We start from the raw sequence: 17,490 nt of genomic DNA on the forward strand, positions 1-17,490 counted from the left end.
TTTCACAACACATAAAGATGCCCCTTGCTTCACCCGAAAGGAACGCCGCATGTGGCAACAGATTTATGACCCGCTCAGCTCAAGTGCGCTCTCAGCCGTTATCGCAGCACTACCAATTATCATCTTTCTTCTGGGACTAACGGTCTTCAAACTCACTGGTATCAAAGCAGCAAGTATTTCTCTAGCCAGCGCCTTAATCATCGCTGTCGCTGTCTTCCATATGCCGTGGACAGCGTCCTTATCTGCACTAACATATGGTGCGCTCGGTGGACTATGGCCTATTGGGTGGATTGTTCTCATGGCGGTCTGGCTCTACCGCATTGCAGTCAGAGCTGGAAACTTCAAAATTATTCAAGATTCTATCTCTGCCGTATCAGCTGACCAACGTATCCAAGTCCTCCTCATCGCATTCTGTTTTGGAGGGTTTCTTGAAGGTGCCGCAGGCTTTGGTATCCCCATCGCAATCTGCGCTGCACTTCTCGTAACATTAGGATTCGATGCTATTAAAGCTTCTGTCTATGCTCTTATTTCAAATGCTGCTTACGGAGCATATGGAGCAATTGGTATTCCTGTTATCGTTGGAGCAAAACAGGGGTCCGTCGAGCTATCTGCGTTAAGTGTCGAAATGATTCTCACGATTCAGCTCACGACCGCACTTATTCCGCTCATTCTCGTCTTTGTTCAAGACGGAATTCGAGCAGTCAAAGAAACTGGGCTCATTGCACTCATTATCGGTTTTGTGGTCTCAGGGTTACAGGCACTTATGCTTTGGACGCTAGGGCCAGAGCTAGCAGATATTATTCCGCCCCTTATTGGACTCGTAATCCTCGCTCTTGTGATGCGCCGTTGGCAACCTGCGCATATCTACCGAGAATCTGGGGCACCAGAAATTACATCAGAAAATGCCCCGACATTTACAGCTGTAGAAGTAGCAAAAGCATGGAGCCCTTTCTGCATTCTTTCAGGAATGATTCTGCTCTGGTCTACACCTTTTATGAAAGCTCTTTGGGCTGTCGGCGGACCATTAGACTTCACAACCATTAAGTTCTCTATGCCCTATCTGCACCAGAGTATTCTCCAAGTAGCCCCTATTGTTGCAGAACCTAAACCGATGTCGGCAATCTTTAGTTGGGGCATCCTTTCCGCTTCAGGAACTGCTATTTTTATTGCAGCGTTACTAACCATTGTTACCTCAAATATCACCATCGGCGCTGCTATCCAAGAGCTCCAAGGAACAGTTAAACAACTATGGAAGCCTATTGTGATGATTTGCCTCGTTATGGCGGTAGCAAATGTCATGAATTTTGGAGGCCTTAGCTCTTCTATCGCTCTAGCAGTTGCGGCAGCAGGATCTATTTTCCCGTTGCTCTCCCCTATTATTGGCTGGATTGGTGTATTCGTAACGGGATCTGTCGTTAATAACAACACCCTCTTTGCCGCGTTACAGGCAACCACTGCACAACAGATTGGAACAAGCCCTACCCTTCTCGTTGCGTCAAATACTACAGGTGGCGTGATGGCTAAAATTGTTTCCCCGCAATCCATTGCTATTGCAGCTGCCTCTGTAGGACTATCTGGTGAAGAGTCAAAGATTACTTCTGCAGCATTTAAATATAGTGTCGTGCTCTTAGCATGGACGTGCCTCTGGGTCTTCGCTCTATCGCTGGTACTCTAAAATTCCTTCATATCCAGAAAAACCCTGTTAGTACCTCACCTTGATGAGGCACCAACAGGGTTTTCTTTAATCTACAGTAATTAACTGTTTTTCTTTTTCTAACCTATTATCCTTATTAACTTAGGTAACCCTAAATAACATGTGAGGAAATATGAAACACCTGTCAGCATCTCTTGCTGTAATTCTTCTGACATGCAGCGTGTGTGCATGCAGCAGTTCTTCTCAAAAATCAGAGAGTCCCGACCAGTCAACCAACACAACAGTGAACAGCTCTAATGCAGCAACAAGGCAGAACACGAATACTCAAACCCCAAATTTGACGGGTACGTGGAGCCAGAGAAACCCCAAAACTGACGGCATATGGTTAGAAGCTCTTGTTCATGACAACACCATTAGTATTCATTGGGTTCATGAAGAAGATGGAGCGCGCACTTTGTATTGGGAAGGTAGCTTTGAGGCTCCTCAGGCGGCAGGTGACTACACATGGGTTTCGCAGACAGCAGTAGAGAAAGATGCAGAGTCTTCTCAAACCTCACGTGAACTGACAAAAACTTTCCGATATTCTCAAGATGGAACCTTGCATTACGCTGTCACAACACCTGATGGTGACCAAGAAGAGGTAACAATGCAAAAACCCTAGACGGTAGTCAAACGAATATATCTTGAGCGGGTAACTGTTAGGGAAGGTTACCCCTCCCCTGATGTTTGTAGTGCTTTTAAAAGCATTGAAGCCCCTACGGTAACCGTAGGGGCTTCAAATTTGTTGTGCGCGGAGGGGGACTTGAACCCCCACCCTCTAATACGAGGACTAGCACCTCAAGCTAGCGCGTCTGCCTATTCCGCCACCCGCGCAGGTGACATAGTGATGTTGACTTTTCGTAACATCTCTCGACAACAGGTAATAATCTACACGACCCGAAACGGGGTTGCAACTTGAAACAGCATTTTTTACAGCGACGCTCGTCACATACATGCTAACAGTAGCCATATTTACAGAAAAACACCTAGTCAAGAACATATTTAAGAGAATAAATTTTTTTACTTCACCTAAAAACTCCTCATCGACCCCATCTATCCGATACATTAAAACTGTGATGAATGAAAACCTAACCCAAGAAGAAGCCAGCGCCAGAGCAGAACTACTCACCGTCGACAGCTACGACGTGCTCATCGACCTTACCTACGCCAAAGACACAACATTCGACTCCTACCCCGTAGTAACAACAGTCCGTTTCACAGCAACAGAAAACGCCGAAACATTTATCGACTACATCCACCACAGCGTTGAAAGCGTTAAACTCAACGGAAAAACACTCAACATTAATGACTGTGTTGTAGGTTCACGCATTGTGCTCACCGAATTACGCGCAGAAAATATCCTCACCATTCATGGGCGCTCATTCTTCTCGCGCTCGGGCGAAGGACTACATCGCTATCTCGACCCCAAAGACGGAAAAATCTACCTCTACACCCAATACGAACCAGCAGATTGCCGTAGAGTCTTCCCAAACTTTGAGCAGCCCGACCTCAAAGCAATCTTCAATTTCCGTATTACAGCCCCTAAAGACTGGGTCGTCTCATCAAACGCCCCGCTCATAGAAGAAATACCAGACCCCACAAACGAAAACATCACTAAACGAGTCTTTGCACCCACCGAAAGAATCTCAACCTACATCACGACAATCCTCGCCGGTGAATACTTTGCAGCGTACGAACACTACAGCCCACGCACAAAAGTCTCAGACTCATCCTTTGAACTCGTAGCCTATTGTCGCCAATCGCTAAAAGAATATTTTGACTACGACAATATCTTTACCATCACCAAAGCTGGACTAGATTTCTTCCAGACGCTCTTTGACACCCCATACCCCTACCCCCAATACCAGCAAGCGTTCGTACCCGAGTACAACCTTGGGGCTATGGAAAACCCTGGGCTTGTTACTTTCACCGAATCCTACATTTTTGAATCTGGAGCGACAGAAGCTCAATATGAGGCACGAGCGAACGTCATCTGCCACGAGATGTCTCACATGTGGTTTGGGGACCTCGTCACCATGAAATGGTGGAATGACCTATGGCTCAAAGAATCATTTGCAGAATATATGGGCACCCTTGGCGCACATGAGGCGGCAGGCTTTAATAATGCTTGGGTCTCCTTCGCTAACCAACGTAAGGCGTGGGCATATACTCAAGACCAGCTTCCAACGACCCACCCCATTGTGGCAGATATCCAAAACCTTGAAGCTGCAAAACAAAACTTTGATGGAATCACGTACGCAAAAGGTTCCTCAGCACTCAAACAACTCGTTGCCTATGTCGGATTTGATACCTTCATCGCAGCATCACGTCTTTATTTTCAACGTTATGCAGGATTAAACACCACCCTCAACGATTTTCTTGAAGTACTCGATGAATGCTCCACCGAAGACGTTTACACATGGGCGCAAGCATGGTTACAGACGAGTGGGTTAAGCACCCTCATCGTGGAACGTCACTACACTCAGCAACAAGAGTTTAAATCACTAACGATTTCTCAGCTTCTACCAGAAGACGTCCCCACAGAACTTGGAAGGCCACACCATCTGCTCCTAGAAACATTCCAGCTTCAGGAGGATCAGCTTATCTCAACGAGCCTTATCGAATGTTCTATTCCAGCTGGCCCCGTTGAAGACATGGAATTGCCACTCAACGAGGAAGAAAGAACACACGTCGCGCAAGCAGAACTTTTGGTACTCAATAGTGGTGATTTGACGTATGCCAAAACTGTTATTAGCAAGGAAAACGGTCAAGAACTTGCACTATCACATGTACATACTATTGAGAATCCCCTTACACGCGGCATTATCTGGAGCAGCTTGTGGAATCAAGTCAGAGACGGATTCCTTGAAGTTGAAAAGTTTTTAACAGCAGTCGAAAAGACACTCGGCTCAGAACCGGTTTCTGTCATTCTGTCAAACCTCTTAGCTCAAACAAACCTTGCTATTTCAAGTTATGCGCAACCGGCTCTTCGAAAACAGCTATGGGATCAGTTCACAGATTCTCTTAAAACAGCCTTGTATCAGGCACCGGAGGGAAGTGACGAGCAGCTAATCATTACTCGCGCTTTCTTAGAAGCAAGCGCCCACAATCTCAACGGGGAATCCCTAGTACGCCATATTGCTCGTTATGCTAGCTCTGAAGAATCCATCACGTCTACTGAAATTCCCGGGCTAGAGCTTAACTCCACTTTAGGGTGGAACGCGCTAATTGCTCTAAGCGTTCATGGGCTCACCACCGTAGAAGAGCTTCAACAGCAACAGCAGCAGTTACCCGGTTCCATTTCGGAACGCAGCTACGCTCAGGCTCAAGCTTCTTTACCGCATCAAGATTCTAAAATGGCAGCTTTTGAACGTGTTCTGACCCAAACTGATGTATCTAACGATATTCTCACAGCAACAGCACGCGGATTCCAGCAAGGAGGATACCGGTTATGCCCGTCATTGATTCAGCAGTACTTTGATGCTCTCAATGGTGTGTGGGAAAACCGTTCAATTGGCATGGCGACACGTACTGTTTCTGGGCTGTTCCCTCCAGCTAATCTCCAAGCAGATCAAGCAGTAGAGCAAAATCCTGTTATCGTAGGAGCCCAACAGTGGCTTGAGCACAACAGTCAAGCGCCGGGAGCTTTACGTCGTTTGATTCTAGAGCATCTTGATCAAAGCAAACGTGCCCTCAAAGCACAGCAATTCAACGCAGAGTCTGTGTAAATACTCTCATCTGAAAAACTTGTTGCCGGTTTAGCGCTAAATTGTTAGTGCTAAACCGGCAATTCATGAGAAGCTATTAGGTGAGTAAAACTGTAGGATAAAGGAGCAACACTTTGACCGATTATGCACTGGGTGATCGTGGAACAGTTGAAGTCATTACTCATGACTTCTACGATGCCGAGATTCTTCAGGTCTTTGAAGAGCTCCAGATGGATCGTGAACGCGTATGGAATGGACAAGCTCGTCTAGTACCAGAACCGGATAACCCTTATGAACCGGGTAGCATCGCTGTTTACGTTGACGAACTTAAAATCGGTCGTTTGCATCCTCATGATTCTAAAACCTATTGGAATCCCATTACTCGCGTTATCGCCTCTGGGTATGATGCGGTAGCGCATTTACAGCTGTCTGCCGTTGCTCGAAGAAAATCTGGGCATAATATGATCGAAAGTTCCGGTATTCTTTCGTTGAGCGCACCGGGGTCTTTGTTCCCGCTCAATAATGCCCCCACGCAAGCAGCTCTCCTTCCTCAAGGCCCTTCTATGAAGGTTCTTGATGAGAAAAACCATGCAGAGTATCTTCATTCGATTCTTCCGCCGAGCGGTGAAGGACGCGTCATCCTCACGCTTGAAGCAAATCGTCTACGTCAAGGAGACGGTAGCTTTATTGATTCAGTAGAAGTATTCCACGACCGCAAAAAAGTAGGGCGCCTGAGCACTCAGATGTCTGAACAATTAGCGCCCGTGATTCGTTATGCTTTCGAAAAGAATAAGCTCACGAGTGCGTGGGGAACGATTCGTGGTAATTCCTTTGAGCTGTCGCTCACGGTCCAGGCCGTTCGTGCAGAAGATTTACCAGCGGAATGGTACGAAGAACTACCTAATAACGTTCCAGAGCTCTTGAGTCCAGCTGATGAGTATGAAGTAACAACGGTCTATGTACCGACTCAAGGTGAAATTGACGCTCAAACTCCTCAACGGAAAAAGCGTTCTGGTTTTGTGAGCCCGTTCAGTTCTGCTCGTCATCATTCCGAAGAAGAATCCGTTGAAGAGTACGATACGTTTACCGAGTTAAATCCTAACCGACGGGTATCCATCTTGATGGGGGTTGTAGGTGCAGCAGTATTACTCTTTGGTGTGTTCCTCATTTTTTCTTATCCGATGCTTGGACTCATCAGTATTGTCTTAGGTTTTTCTCTAGCACTTCTTGCTCTATTTATGGGAAGAGCTCCTGAAGATCATGAAGAATACGAACATTATGAAGAAGATTTAGAAGAACACCACAAGTAGCGTTTCTTACCCCATAAATTTTCGGGGTTCTTTCTCATAGCCAGCGATGGAGAAAGAACCCCTTTTCTATGCTCAAAAGTTTTTAAACCTAAGGCGGGTACGAGATTCCTCGTACCCGCCTTACTCATAAATCGTCTATATCAAAGATTCACAAGATTTTAGTCTTCACCATAGACTGCGGTATATGACCCCATGGTATCAGAGCGTAATGCTTGCGAAAGTGCAGCTGTCGCGTTGCTATCAAGAACCACAATAGACTGACCATCAACAGACCAACCCGTTCCAGCATTAGGAAGAGTGAGCATATGCATCCGAGTACCGCCAGAGGAGATATAAGGTGCTCCCATGGAGAAGAGCGTAGATGCGTTTAGGCCACTATCTACGGTGACGTACGGTGCAATAGAATCAATCACGGAGCGAAGCTCTGTTGCGCTGGTGAAAGCTCCCTTAGAAGTAATTGTTTGGAGCAAGCCGCGCATGAATGCACGTTGGTTACGTACACGTTGGTAGTCACCATCACTGAAGGCGTAACGTTGACGGACAAAGGCAAGAGCTTGGTTACCATTCATATGGTTAGGTCCTGCAGTGAAGCTATAAGAGTCAGCAGTAAAGTTGAAAGGAACCTGTACAGTTACACCTCCGAGCGCATCAGTAAGACTTTTGAAGCCAGAGAAATCAATCTCAGCAACGTGGTCGATACGCACGCCGAGGAGCTGTTCGAGTGTTGCAATTTGTAACCCCACGCCACCATAGTTGAGTGCAGCGTTAATTTTTGCAGCACCATATCCGGGGATGTTAACCCAAGTATCACGCATAATGGAAATCAGGTAAGGGTCAGCTCCCCCACCGGGAACGTGAAGAATCATGATGGTATCGGCTCGTTGTCCGCTCACGTGGATTGATTCTGGAGTTCCAGCGCGAGAGTCGCTACCTAGGAGCAGAATATTTTTTGCTCCTGTTGCGGCTGGGCGAGGAGTTACGGCCCCACCTTCAACAGAGTCTGGGATACCATCGCCATCAGAATCTTGTTCGGTAACGTTGTTGATACCTTGTGAGTTGACAATTTTCCCTTTATCTCGTGAAGCACGAGTATCTGAGGTATCTGAGTCTTTCGACTGTTCTTCGTCGTTGTTCTTCGAATCTTCTGCATCAGCTTTGTCAGAAGAACCCTCCTGTTTACCGTCTTCAGATTCTGTTACTTTAGTCTGCGCGGCTTCGTAGTTTTTCTTAAACTCTTTGAGGGTTTCTTCGTCGACAGCACCATCATCGCCGGGGAATACCTGTTCTTCACTAAACTTCTGAGTACCGTTATTCCATGCTGAGCTGATGGAAGCGACGTAGGAGCAGCCGGCAATGCCGAGAATCAGTAAAAGGGTGAGCAATACACCCAATGTGATTTTTCCTTTTTTGCTTTTTTTCTGTGGGGCTGTCTCCGGTGATGGTTCTGCCATATGTGTGTTCTCCTAAGGTTTGAGTGTTTCAGGTGCGATACGACGATGCGGAAAACAGAGTCGTTCACTCTCATTGTAGCTACCGAATATAGAAAAACACCCCACAACAGGTGACAAAAACCTGTGTGAGGTGTGATTCTGATTTCTCAATCTAAACTTATGCGGATTTACCGAAGTTCTTGAAACGTGCGTTGAATCGCTCAACACGACCAGCGGAGTCCATAATGCGCTGCTTGCCAGTGTAGAAGGGGTGGGATTCAGAGGAAATTTCAACCTCAACAACAGGGTATTCGTTGCCGTCTTCCCATTTCTCAGTCTTAGCAGAAGTCATGGTTGACTTGGTGAGGAAGCTCTTGCCAGATGCAAGGTCGCGGAAAATAACGGGATTGTAGTCTGGGTGAATTTCAGCCTTCATAATTATACTTTCTTTAGTGTCTCTGGATTTTGCCAGAAACTATGATGAGTCACTAAAACGAATGTTTTAGTAGTTTTACAACCAGCTAATAACGATATCACTTCTTACGAGAAGATGGCGTACCAACTCTAAGAAATACGTCACTTTTGATAACGTGTCTCCCAGAAAGCCACCGCGCTAGCAGCTGCAACGTTTAAAGAATCTACCTGAGCTGCCATCGGAATCATCACAGTATCTTGAGCTGCAGCCAAAGTTTTAGACGTCAACCCGTGACCTTCAGAACCAAATATGAGTGCAAGTTTCTCGTCATCACGTGCAGAAAGTTCCGAAAGAGACAGCGAATCTTGAGATAGGGCAAAAGCGGCGCTACGAAAACCTAACGTATGAAGGAGTTCAAGATCTTCAGGCCACGATTGAAGACGACCCCACGGAACTTGAAATACTGTTCCCATCGAAACACGGATAGAACGACGGTATAGTGGGTCAGCGCATCGGGGAGTTACCAGAACCGCATCTACCGATAACGCGGCAGCTGAACGAAAGATAGCGCCAACATTCGTGTGGTCCACGATATCTTCTAAAATTGCAATACGATGAGCACCAGAAACCAAAGAATTGATACTCAACGGTTCAGGGCGACGTACCGCAGCAAGAGCGCCACGGTGCAAGTGAAAACCGACAATTCCTTCCAGTTCTTCTTCACTGCCAACGTAACATACCGTCTCAGGGTGCGAAAGAACTACATCTAAAAGATCGTCAGCCCATTTTTCGCTCATGACCATAGCTACAATAGGATGCCCAACAGCTACGGCTCGGCGAATCACCTTTGATGATTCTGCAATATAAATACCCCATTGAGGTTCTGCTAGTTTTCGTAAATGAACATCAGTCAATGCATGAAAATATTCTTTGTGTCTGATGCTCATCTCACGAAGAGGAAGAACATTTGGGTAGGAGAAGACCCGCTGTTTTCGCTCATAAATATCTTGCTCAGAAAGCTGCTTTTTTCTACCCATTATTAAGAAGGTTCTTTCTTACCTAAAACACCATGCACAACAGCTTTAACTGTGTGTTAAGAATTTTTTGCGAAAGCAGAATAACGCCCTTGAGCGTTAATAGTCAGTTCAAAATCCATACCATAAGTTTTTTTCAAGTTCTCTGCTGTAATGGTCTGAGCAATCTCACCAGAAGCGACAACTTCGCCCTCTCGGAGTAAAAGAGCATGAGTGAAGCCGACAGGGATTTCTTCAAGATGATGAGTTACTAAAATAGTCGCTGGAGCATACGGGTCTTGTGTTAGATGGTGTAGACGTTGCACTAAATCTTCACGTCCGGCTATATCCATGCCTGCGCCGGGCTCGTCCAAAAGAAGAAGTTCGGGGTCTGTCATCAATGCTCGAGCAATCAACGTACGCTTCTTTTCGCCTTCCGACAAGGTTCCAAAACGACGCTGTGCTAAATCCGCGATACCCCAGTCACGTAGCAATTCTTCTGCACGTGTGTTATCTAAAGTATCGTAGTCTTCGTTCCAACGCCCTGAGACCGCGTATGCTGCCGTCAAGACAACGTCAAGAACTTTCTCATCATCAGGAATGGTTGCGGCAAGCAAGGAAGAAGAAATACCAATACGTGGACGCAAGTCAAAGACATCTACAGCGCCTAAAATCTCATCAAGAATATCTACCATCCCGTTCGTTGGGTGCAAACGTGCACCAGCAATAGCAAGAAGAGTAGACTTTCCTGCGCCATTTGGGCCTAGGACAATCCATTTCTCACCTTCGTTGACCGTCCAGTTAACATGGTGCAAAAGATTCTTTTGCTGACGGACAACATCTACCTGTACAAAATCAAGAACTGCGCTCATATCTTTAACTCTAACGGTTCTCAACACTCTCTTTGGACATTCAACGAACAATACTTCTGTTATATGGCCATAGTTACGCTCTCTATCTCATCAGGCTGAGTACACTAACTCTTATGAGCATTGCCGTACGTATAACTTCCTTATGCACCGAACCAGAGTTCTTTTTGCAACAACACTCCCACCTCTCTCAGATAGTTTCAGCCACACCTTCTTTATCGGTAAATTCCAACCAAACATCAGAGGTGTTCTCTCCCATTCACCATTCACAAGAAGCGCCCGGCCCCGGTTACCAGATGGTACAAGTATGCGCACACTATGAGGGTTCAATACAAGAACTACGGAAAGAACTTAACCAACAGGTGAAGAATACTGCAACGTTAAGTGTTCATGTCGTCCAAGAAGAACTCTATACCTCCGCAAAAAAGCTCATAGTTTTAGACGTTGATTCAACACTCATCCGAGAAGAAGTGATTGACGAACTGGCACGGCACGCTGGTAAAGCAGAGCACGTGCAGTACATCACCGAACGTGCCATGAACGGTCACCTTGTTTTTGAGGAATCGCTCAAAGAGAGGGTGAAAGTCCTTGCTGGAGTCTCCGTTGAAGCCATTGAACAGGTCACACACCAGTTAACGCTCTCCCCCGGAGTTTTGCACCTTATTGATTCTCTCCACTCAAAAGGCCATAAGATTGCGGCTGTTTCTGGTGGTTTTATACAGATTCTTCGTCCTTTATCCCAACGTATTGGACTTGATAATGCTCAGGCTAATACGTTAGAGATTGTTCATGAAACACTCACTGGAAAAGTCGTAGGTGAGGTGGTAACACCAGAAACCAAACGCTTATATCTTCAAAAGTGGGCGGCAGAAGAGAATGTTCCGTTATCGTATGTTGTTGCAATTGGGGATGGAGCCAATGACATTCTCATGTTAGAGGAAGCGGCTTTAGGAATTGCTTTTTGCGCGAAGCCTTCACTTCAGTTAGCATCTGATGTTCAGCTCAATTTCTTACGTTTAGATGCGGTGCAACATTTTATGGGTCTTTAAAATGAAGAGTCCCCTTCGATAAGAATTACTCTGTTCGAAAGAGACTCAACAATAAAAAGTTATCCTACTCTATTTGATAAAACCTTGTGCGCCACCGACTAATTCAATATGCCCACTGGGGACATCTTCTGTCACCATCCGCGCAATTTCCTGAGCAAACTCATGAACGGTATAGAGTTTTCCTGCCTCTTCACGGCGTTGTTCTAGCGCCCCCGGATGCAGACGGTTTAATAGCGTCGCAGTAACAGTTCCTTCAATCATGTCAGCAGAGACAACAACTAAAGAGATTCCTTGTTTCTGCAGTGCTGGCACCTCTGCAAGAAGAGCATCTTCTCCTGCACGTTTAGATTCAGCTACAGGCTGGTACTCTGCCATCGTAGGCACGTCACGAATAAAATGTGCTTGGTGGCTAGTCACAAAGACGATACGTGATCCTGGGTTCATATGTTCTGTGGCTAAACGGGCTAGACGTAGTTGCGAGTCACGGTTAAGAACCATAGCGTAGTCCTCTGGCATTCCACTTTCCATGCCGCCTGAGGCGTTAAGAATGAGGTAGTCAATAGGGCCGTATGCTGCGACTGCATCATGAATCAGTTTCTGCGCTTCAGCTTCTACCGTGATGTCTGCACCAATGGCGGTGGCTTCGCCACCTGCTTCGTGAATTGTGCGCACAACTTTTTGTGCCCTTGGAGCTTTAGAACGATAGTTAACAACGACTCTTGCTCCTTGATTGGCAAGGATTTCTGCGGTATCTGCTCCGACTCCTCTCGAAGAGCCGGTAATAATAATGTGTTTTTGGTGTAGTTCTGTCATCGTCTTAGTACCTTTCGATAAAGCGTTGTTAGTGTCCCATGCCTAATCCACCGTCTACGGGGATTACTGCACCGCTGATGTAATGGGCTTGTTCGCTGGCAAGCCATGTTGCCACGTGTGCGATATCTTCTGGTTCAGCAAATTTTTTGGCAGGGATAGCGTCTCGATATTGTTGTTGAACTTTTTCGGGTAGAGCGGCAGTCATTTCAGTGTTAACAAAACCTGGGGCGATGACGTTAGCAGTGATGTTGCGAGCACCGAGTTCTCGGGTGATGGAGCGTGCCATTCCGATAAGGGCAGATTTTGAGGCTGCATAGTTTGTTTGTCCGGCACTTCCGTAGAGTCCTACGACGGAGGAAATGAAGATAATACGTCCTCGTTTAAGTTTAAGCATTCCTTTGACGGCTCGTTGTACTACGCGGAAAGCTCCGGTGAGGTTAGTGTCGATAACGTCGGTAAAATCTTCTTCGGTCATGCGCATGAGGAGAGTGTCGCGTGTGATACCGGCGTTAGCAATGAGTATTTCTACTGGCCCGTAGGTTTTTTCGATGAGTTCGTAGGCGTCGTTGAGGGATTTGGTGTCTTTTACGTCAGCTTTGACGCTGAAGAATTCTTGTGGTGCTTCTCCACTACGGTAGGTAATACAGACGTTGTGGCCTTGAGCTTTGAACGCTTGTGCAATAGCGTATCCGATACCTCGGTTTCCACCGGTGACGAGGATAGTTTTGGGTGTTTGTTCGGTCATTATTTTTCTTTTCTGGTGGTTTGGTCGTAGTGTCTTGTGGGTAATACTACGCTTTTTGGGCTTTGGTTACTGGAGTTGTTTTTGCGGCTAAAAGCTTTTTTGAAGATATTGTGGGGTTTTGTGCAGAATTCTATTCTTAGTTGCACTTGCTAGTTTAAGTGTCATAAAAATTGTTGTGTTCTTCGGTTAAAGTTCTAGACTGGTGTGTGCATGATGCTCTCTGAGGTTGAGGGAAGGAGGTTCCGTGTCAAAGAAATATTGGACAGCAGAAGATATCGAACAATTAGGGTATGTCGGTTCATCTGAGCCTGAGGTGTATTCCATTACTCACGCTCCTAGTCCTCATTCAGAAAGTGTCGATTATCGGTGGCGTTTATACTCCATTAAGATGGCTTTGCGCGTGGTATGCATTATTGGTGCGGTACTTACTCACGGGTGGGTGTCTGTCGTATTCTTTATAGGTGCTGCTCTTTTGCCGTGGTTTGCTGTAGTAGTTGCTAATGGGCATCATCGTGGCGCTGGTGGTGATTTTTCGCCCTATCATGTTCCTAGTCAGGAGCCTTTAGCTCTTTGTACTGATATGGGTCAGGATTCGAGGAACCGTACCTCTGATGAGAATGACTCAGCTGAGGTGTGGGTTATTGATGGTGAGGTTATTCCTCCTTCGGATTCTCTAGGACGTGATGTTTAAGTGGATATTTTAGGTGCGTTATCGGATACGGGACAGCTTCCGGAGGGGCCGGTAGAGGCTCCTTTATCGTATTGTTCTCGTCGTGGTTGCCAAGAAATAGCCCAGTGGAAATTACTGTGGAATAATCCTAAAGTTCATACTTCTGAACGGCGAAAAGTGTGGTTGGCGTGTTCTGAGCACCGCCAGTTCTTAGAAGATTTTCTAAGTTCGCGTTCCTTTTTAAAAGAGGTTCTGCCTTTTTCTGCAGAGGATGAGCTGTAGCGTACTGCGAGAGTTGTGCTTCAAGGTAGACTAGTGTGAGGTTCCCTTACGTAGTGGTGAAGCAAGCATAATCCTTCTTTTAGGTCTTGAAAGCATGAGGCAATGGTGTACAGGTTTTTATTCTCTGGTAAGTGGATTGCTGGTTTCATTTTTTGTATCTTATTTTCGTTGTTGTGCCTTTATCTTGCGCAATGGCAGATGAGCCGTAAAGAAGCTTTAGATTATAAAAATTCTCTGATTACAGATAACTATCATGCTGTTGCGTATCCTTTTGAGGAAGTACCTCATATCTTTGACGATTTTCAGATATCTGAACAGTGGCATCCGGTAAGTCTTCGTGGAGAGTATGTTTCAGACCAGACGCTTCTTGTGCGCAACCGACCTTTTGAAGGTCTCAACGGTTTTGAGGTGTTAGTTCCTTTTCGAGTATCTGATAGTTCGACGGTCGTGCTGGTGGATCGTGGTTGGATTCCTGCAGAACTTTTTGATACTACAGCTGAAAATATTGAGGTTCCTCCGGCTCCAGCAGGTCACCTTTCCGTCGTTGTTAGAGTTCATCGTGGTGAGTTATCAACTGGTAAAGATTCTCCATCGGGGCAGATTCCGTCTATTAATTTAGCGGAGGCAGCCAAACGTACTGGGCTAGATATTGCTCAAGGCGCTTATGGAATCCTCGTATCGGAATCCCCTGCTCCCCCCGTTGCTCCGGAGAAACTTAAAGAACCAGAATTAGATGTTGGACCGAATCTTTCATATTCGGTGCAATGGTATGTTTTTGCGGCGATGAGTTATATTGCCTTTATTTGGTTAGCTCGTCAAAAAGTACGCAATGACGAAATTGATCGCCAAGTTGCTGCGGAGTTAGAGCAATATTATCGCCAGTTTTACGATGAACACGGAAATTATATTGGCGAAGAAGATGAAGAAGTTGTTCTTCGTAAAATGGAAATGGCAGATGATATGCCGGCCCATATGAAATCTATTGTTCGCCCAAGAATTCAGAAAAAGCGTGCTCGCCCCAGTGATGAGGAAGAAGAGGATGCTTTATTAGAAATGTATGATAACCCATAATTTCTACCCCATAATAGCGTTCTGACTAGAGAATATGTTAATCTTTTATCTTTGCTGTTGATGAGAGCGAGATAATTATGATGGGTTATACACATTCTCTAAGCGCTGCAGCCGTGTGGTTAGCGTTAGTCCATCATGGCGTTGTTCCTATCAGTGATCGTCCAACCATACTCGTGACGACATTAGCGTGCGCAGGGGCAGGAATGCTCCCAGATATTGACCATAAAAACGGTACTATTGCACATTCCATACCGCCTATATCTCGTTGGACATGTGCAGTTATACAACGTATAAGTGGTGGTCATCGTCAAGGCACTCATTCGTTAATCGGTGTGGGAATCTTTTGGGTTCTTGCACTGAGTTCTCCTCACTACCTGTGGTGGGGAGTTCCTTGGGTATCTATTATTCTGGTTGCGTATGCCGGTGGTCTAGCATTACGAACTTTTGGTGCACCAGGTGGTTGGATAGGTGCTGTTGCTGTTGCTTCTTTCGCCTATTATTCTTCACAGCCTATAGAGTTTTTCCCTCTAGTCATTGGTGTGGGTTCAAGCGTTCATATTCTGGGAGACGCGCTGACTCGACGTGGAGTTAACCTATTATGGCCCTTAACTGTCAAAGCTCCTATTTCATCCATTTTCTGGAAAAAATCTGGCAATATGGCGTTACCTATTCTTGGGGCGTCAGGGTCACGACGAGAGCAATTTCTCGCCGTGGCTCTGATGTTCTATGTGGTATGGGCGCTCATATCTTTAACCGGTTTTATCAAGTTTTAGTCGATGCTTATGCCAGACTAATGAGGTCTTCATACGCTTTGCTCCAGAGGTCCTCGACACCGTCTGGTAAAAGCAGTACACGTTCTGGTTTGAGAGCTTTTACCGCACCTTCGTCGTGTGAGACCATGACAATTGCACCCTCATATGTTTTTAGAGCTTTAAGAATCTCTGCACGAGATGCGGGGTCGAGGTTGTTTGTCGGCTCATCAAGTAGTAAAACATTTGCTGAAGAAGCAACCAAGGTAGCCAAAGATAGTCGAGTCTTTTCGCCACCAGAGAGTACGCCTGCGGGTTTGTCGACATCGTCTCCAGAGAATAAGAAGGATCCTAGGATAGTGCGAACCTTAGTATCGTCGAGATCTGGTGCGGCAGAACGCATGTTTTCAACTACGGACCGTTCTGGGTCAAGAATTTCATGTTCCTGAGCAAAATACCCGATTTTGGCGCCGTGACCATAATGCACTTCACCGGTATCAGCGGTAGTGACTTTAGCGAGCATACGAAGTAAGGTAGTTTTTCCGGCACCGTTGAGTCCGAGAATCACCACGCGAGAGCCACGGTCAATAGCTAGATCTACGTCCGTAAAAATCTCTAAAGAACCATATGATTTTGAGAGACTTTCTGCCGTAATGGGGGTTTTACCGCATCGTGCAGGTGAAGGGAAACGGATGGCGGCAACCCTATCAACAGCCCGTTCTTCTTCTACGCTACGCATTAGACGTTCGGCACGTTTCATCATTTGCTGAGCAGCCACTGCTTTAGTTGCTTTGGCGCGCATTTTCTGGGCTTGTTCCATCAAGGTTGAAGCTTTTTTCTGTGCGTTAGCTCGTTCACGTTTACGTCGCGCTTCGTCTTGTTCACGCTGTGTTAGATAGTTTTTCCAGCTCATGTTGTAGACGTCAACTAGGCAGCGGTTCGCGTCAAGGTATAGCACCTTGTTGACGACTAATTCCATCAGCTCCACATCGTGGCTGATAATGAGCAGCCCGCCTTGGAAGTTTTTAAGAAATTCTCGAAGCCACATCACAGAGTCAGCGTCAAGGTGGTTGGTTGGCTCGTCAAGAAGCATTGTATCTGCGTCAGAGAATAGGATGCGTGCTAATTCGACACGTCGACGTTGACCGCCAGAAAGTGTCGACAGTGGCTGGTTGAGAATACGTTCAGGTAAATCAAGGTTATTGGTAATTGATGCAGCTTCTGATTCGGCAGCGTATCCCCCACCGGCGATGAACTCTGCTTCAAGTCGGTCATACCGGCGCATTCCGCGAGCACAGATGGCAGGGTCTTCGCTGGCCATTTCTTCTTGGGCTTGACGCATTTTACGTGATATTCCGTCTAGCCCGCGAGCAGAGAAAATACGATCTTTTGCCAGTTGAGACATGTCCTCAATTGCTGGATCTTGAGGAAGGTACCCGATTTTTCCTTGACGTTTTATCTCGCCGCCGGCTGGCAATGTTGCCCCTGCAAGAACTTTGGTCATGGTGGTTTTTCCGGCGCCGTTACGTCCCACTAAGCCGATTTTATCGCCCTTATCAATACGGAAGTTTACATCTTCCATGAGCAGACGAGCTCCGGCTCTTAGTTCGAGGTCAGAAACAGTAATCAAGGAAAAACCTTTCACCTAAAGTAAACGTATTTATTTAGTCTAGT

The 17,490-nt window shown here is 46.2% G+C and carries 16 protein-coding genes and 1 tRNA gene; 9 read left to right on the plus strand and 8 right to left on the minus strand.

Annotation, left to right across the window (positions count from 1 at the left end; all coding sequences use genetic code 11):
- Positions 1–49 precede the first annotated feature (49 nt).
- The gene (locus ACN084_RS04630; RefSeq protein WP_419101738.1) at positions 50–1,675 is read left to right on the plus strand and encodes an L-lactate permease; all 1,626 of its coding nucleotides are present in this window, start codon (positions 50–52) and stop codon (positions 1,673–1,675) included.
- Between the two features lie 151 nt (positions 1,676–1,826).
- Complete coding sequence (locus tag ACN084_RS04635) at positions 1,827–2,315, plus strand: hypothetical protein (protein WP_419106050.1); 489 nt, start codon at positions 1,827–1,829, stop codon at positions 2,313–2,315.
- 126 nt (positions 2,316–2,441) lie between these two features.
- Here ACN084_RS04635 and ACN084_RS04640 read toward each other — a convergent pair.
- Positions 2,442–2,527, minus strand: a tRNA-Leu gene (locus tag ACN084_RS04640).
- 242 nt (positions 2,528–2,769) lie between these two features.
- On the opposite strand from ACN084_RS04640, the gene pepN reads away from it, so the two are divergent.
- Both pepN and ACN084_RS04650 read left to right on the plus strand, forming a co-directional pair.
- Entirely contained in the window at positions 2,770–5,421 is a 2,652-nt protein-coding gene (pepN, locus tag ACN084_RS04645) for an aminopeptidase N (RefSeq protein ID WP_419106129.1), read from the plus strand.
- 113 nt (positions 5,422–5,534) lie between these two features.
- Positions 5,535–6,710, plus strand: coding sequence for a hypothetical protein (locus tag ACN084_RS04650; RefSeq protein WP_419101740.1), 1,176 nt, complete (start codon positions 5,535–5,537; stop codon positions 6,708–6,710).
- A gap of 158 nt (positions 6,711–6,868) precedes the next feature.
- On the opposite strand, the gene ACN084_RS04655 is transcribed toward ACN084_RS04650, so the two are convergent.
- The 4 genes from ACN084_RS04655 to ACN084_RS04670 form a co-directional block, all read right to left on the minus strand.
- Entirely contained in the window at positions 6,869–8,161 is a 1,293-nt protein-coding gene (locus ACN084_RS04655) for an LCP family protein (protein WP_419106051.1), read from the minus strand.
- Positions 8,162–8,318: 157 nt separating this feature from the next.
- On the minus strand, positions 8,319–8,576 hold the full coding sequence (locus ACN084_RS04660; RefSeq protein WP_419101742.1) for a type B 50S ribosomal protein L31: 258 nt from the start codon (positions 8,574–8,576) through the stop codon (positions 8,319–8,321).
- 140 nt (positions 8,577–8,716) lie between these two features.
- The gene (locus ACN084_RS04665) at positions 8,717–9,592 is read right to left on the minus strand and encodes a TrmH family RNA methyltransferase (RefSeq protein ID WP_419106052.1); all 876 of its coding nucleotides are present in this window, start codon (positions 9,590–9,592) and stop codon (positions 8,717–8,719) included.
- A gap of 56 nt (positions 9,593–9,648) precedes the next feature.
- On the minus strand, positions 9,649–10,440 hold the full coding sequence (locus ACN084_RS04670; RefSeq protein ID WP_419106053.1) for an ABC transporter ATP-binding protein: 792 nt from the start codon (positions 10,438–10,440) through the stop codon (positions 9,649–9,651).
- 113 nt (positions 10,441–10,553) lie between these two features.
- Between ACN084_RS04670 and serB the strand changes: the two genes are divergently transcribed.
- On the plus strand, positions 10,554–11,486 hold the full coding sequence (serB, locus tag ACN084_RS04675; protein WP_419106054.1) for a phosphoserine phosphatase SerB: 933 nt from the start codon (positions 10,554–10,556) through the stop codon (positions 11,484–11,486).
- Positions 11,487–11,555: 69 nt separating this feature from the next.
- On the opposite strand, the gene ACN084_RS04680 is transcribed toward serB, so the two are convergent.
- Both ACN084_RS04680 and ACN084_RS04685 read right to left on the minus strand, forming a co-directional pair.
- Positions 11,556–12,299: an SDR family oxidoreductase gene (locus tag ACN084_RS04680; protein ID WP_419106055.1), complete on the minus strand. Its 744-nt coding sequence runs from the start codon at positions 12,297–12,299 to the stop codon at positions 11,556–11,558.
- Positions 12,300–12,327: 28 nt separating this feature from the next.
- Positions 12,328–13,044, minus strand: a complete 717-nt coding sequence (locus ACN084_RS04685; RefSeq protein WP_419106056.1) for a beta-ketoacyl-ACP reductase — start codon at positions 13,042–13,044, stop codon at positions 12,328–12,330.
- A 244-nt stretch (positions 13,045–13,288) separates the two neighbouring features.
- Between ACN084_RS04685 and ACN084_RS04690 the strand changes: the two genes are divergently transcribed.
- From ACN084_RS04690 to ACN084_RS04705, 4 genes are all read left to right on the plus strand, one after another.
- Positions 13,289–13,735: a DUF3099 domain-containing protein gene (locus tag ACN084_RS04690; RefSeq protein ID WP_419101748.1), complete on the plus strand. Its 447-nt coding sequence runs from the start codon at positions 13,289–13,291 to the stop codon at positions 13,733–13,735.
- Positions 13,736–13,996, plus strand: a complete 261-nt coding sequence (locus ACN084_RS04695; RefSeq protein WP_419101749.1) for an acetone carboxylase — start codon at positions 13,736–13,738, stop codon at positions 13,994–13,996.
- A 102-nt stretch (positions 13,997–14,098) separates the two neighbouring features.
- Complete coding sequence (locus ACN084_RS04700) at positions 14,099–15,067, plus strand: SURF1 family protein (protein ID WP_419106057.1); 969 nt, start codon at positions 14,099–14,101, stop codon at positions 15,065–15,067.
- A gap of 77 nt (positions 15,068–15,144) precedes the next feature.
- Complete coding sequence (locus ACN084_RS04705; RefSeq protein ID WP_419106058.1) at positions 15,145–15,840, plus strand: metal-dependent hydrolase; 696 nt, start codon at positions 15,145–15,147, stop codon at positions 15,838–15,840.
- Positions 15,841–15,847: 7 nt separating this feature from the next.
- Here the strand turns inward: ACN084_RS04705 and ACN084_RS04710 are convergent, their stop codons facing one another.
- Positions 15,848–17,446 (minus strand): ABC-F family ATP-binding cassette domain-containing protein, encoded by a 1,599-nt coding sequence (locus ACN084_RS04710; protein WP_419101752.1) that lies wholly within the window; start codon positions 17,444–17,446, stop codon positions 15,848–15,850.
- Positions 17,447–17,490 lie beyond the last annotated feature (44 nt).

Source organism: Rothia sp. P7208 (assembly GCF_048512915.1).
Lineage (GTDB): Bacteria > Actinomycetota > Actinomycetes > Actinomycetales > Micrococcaceae > Rothia.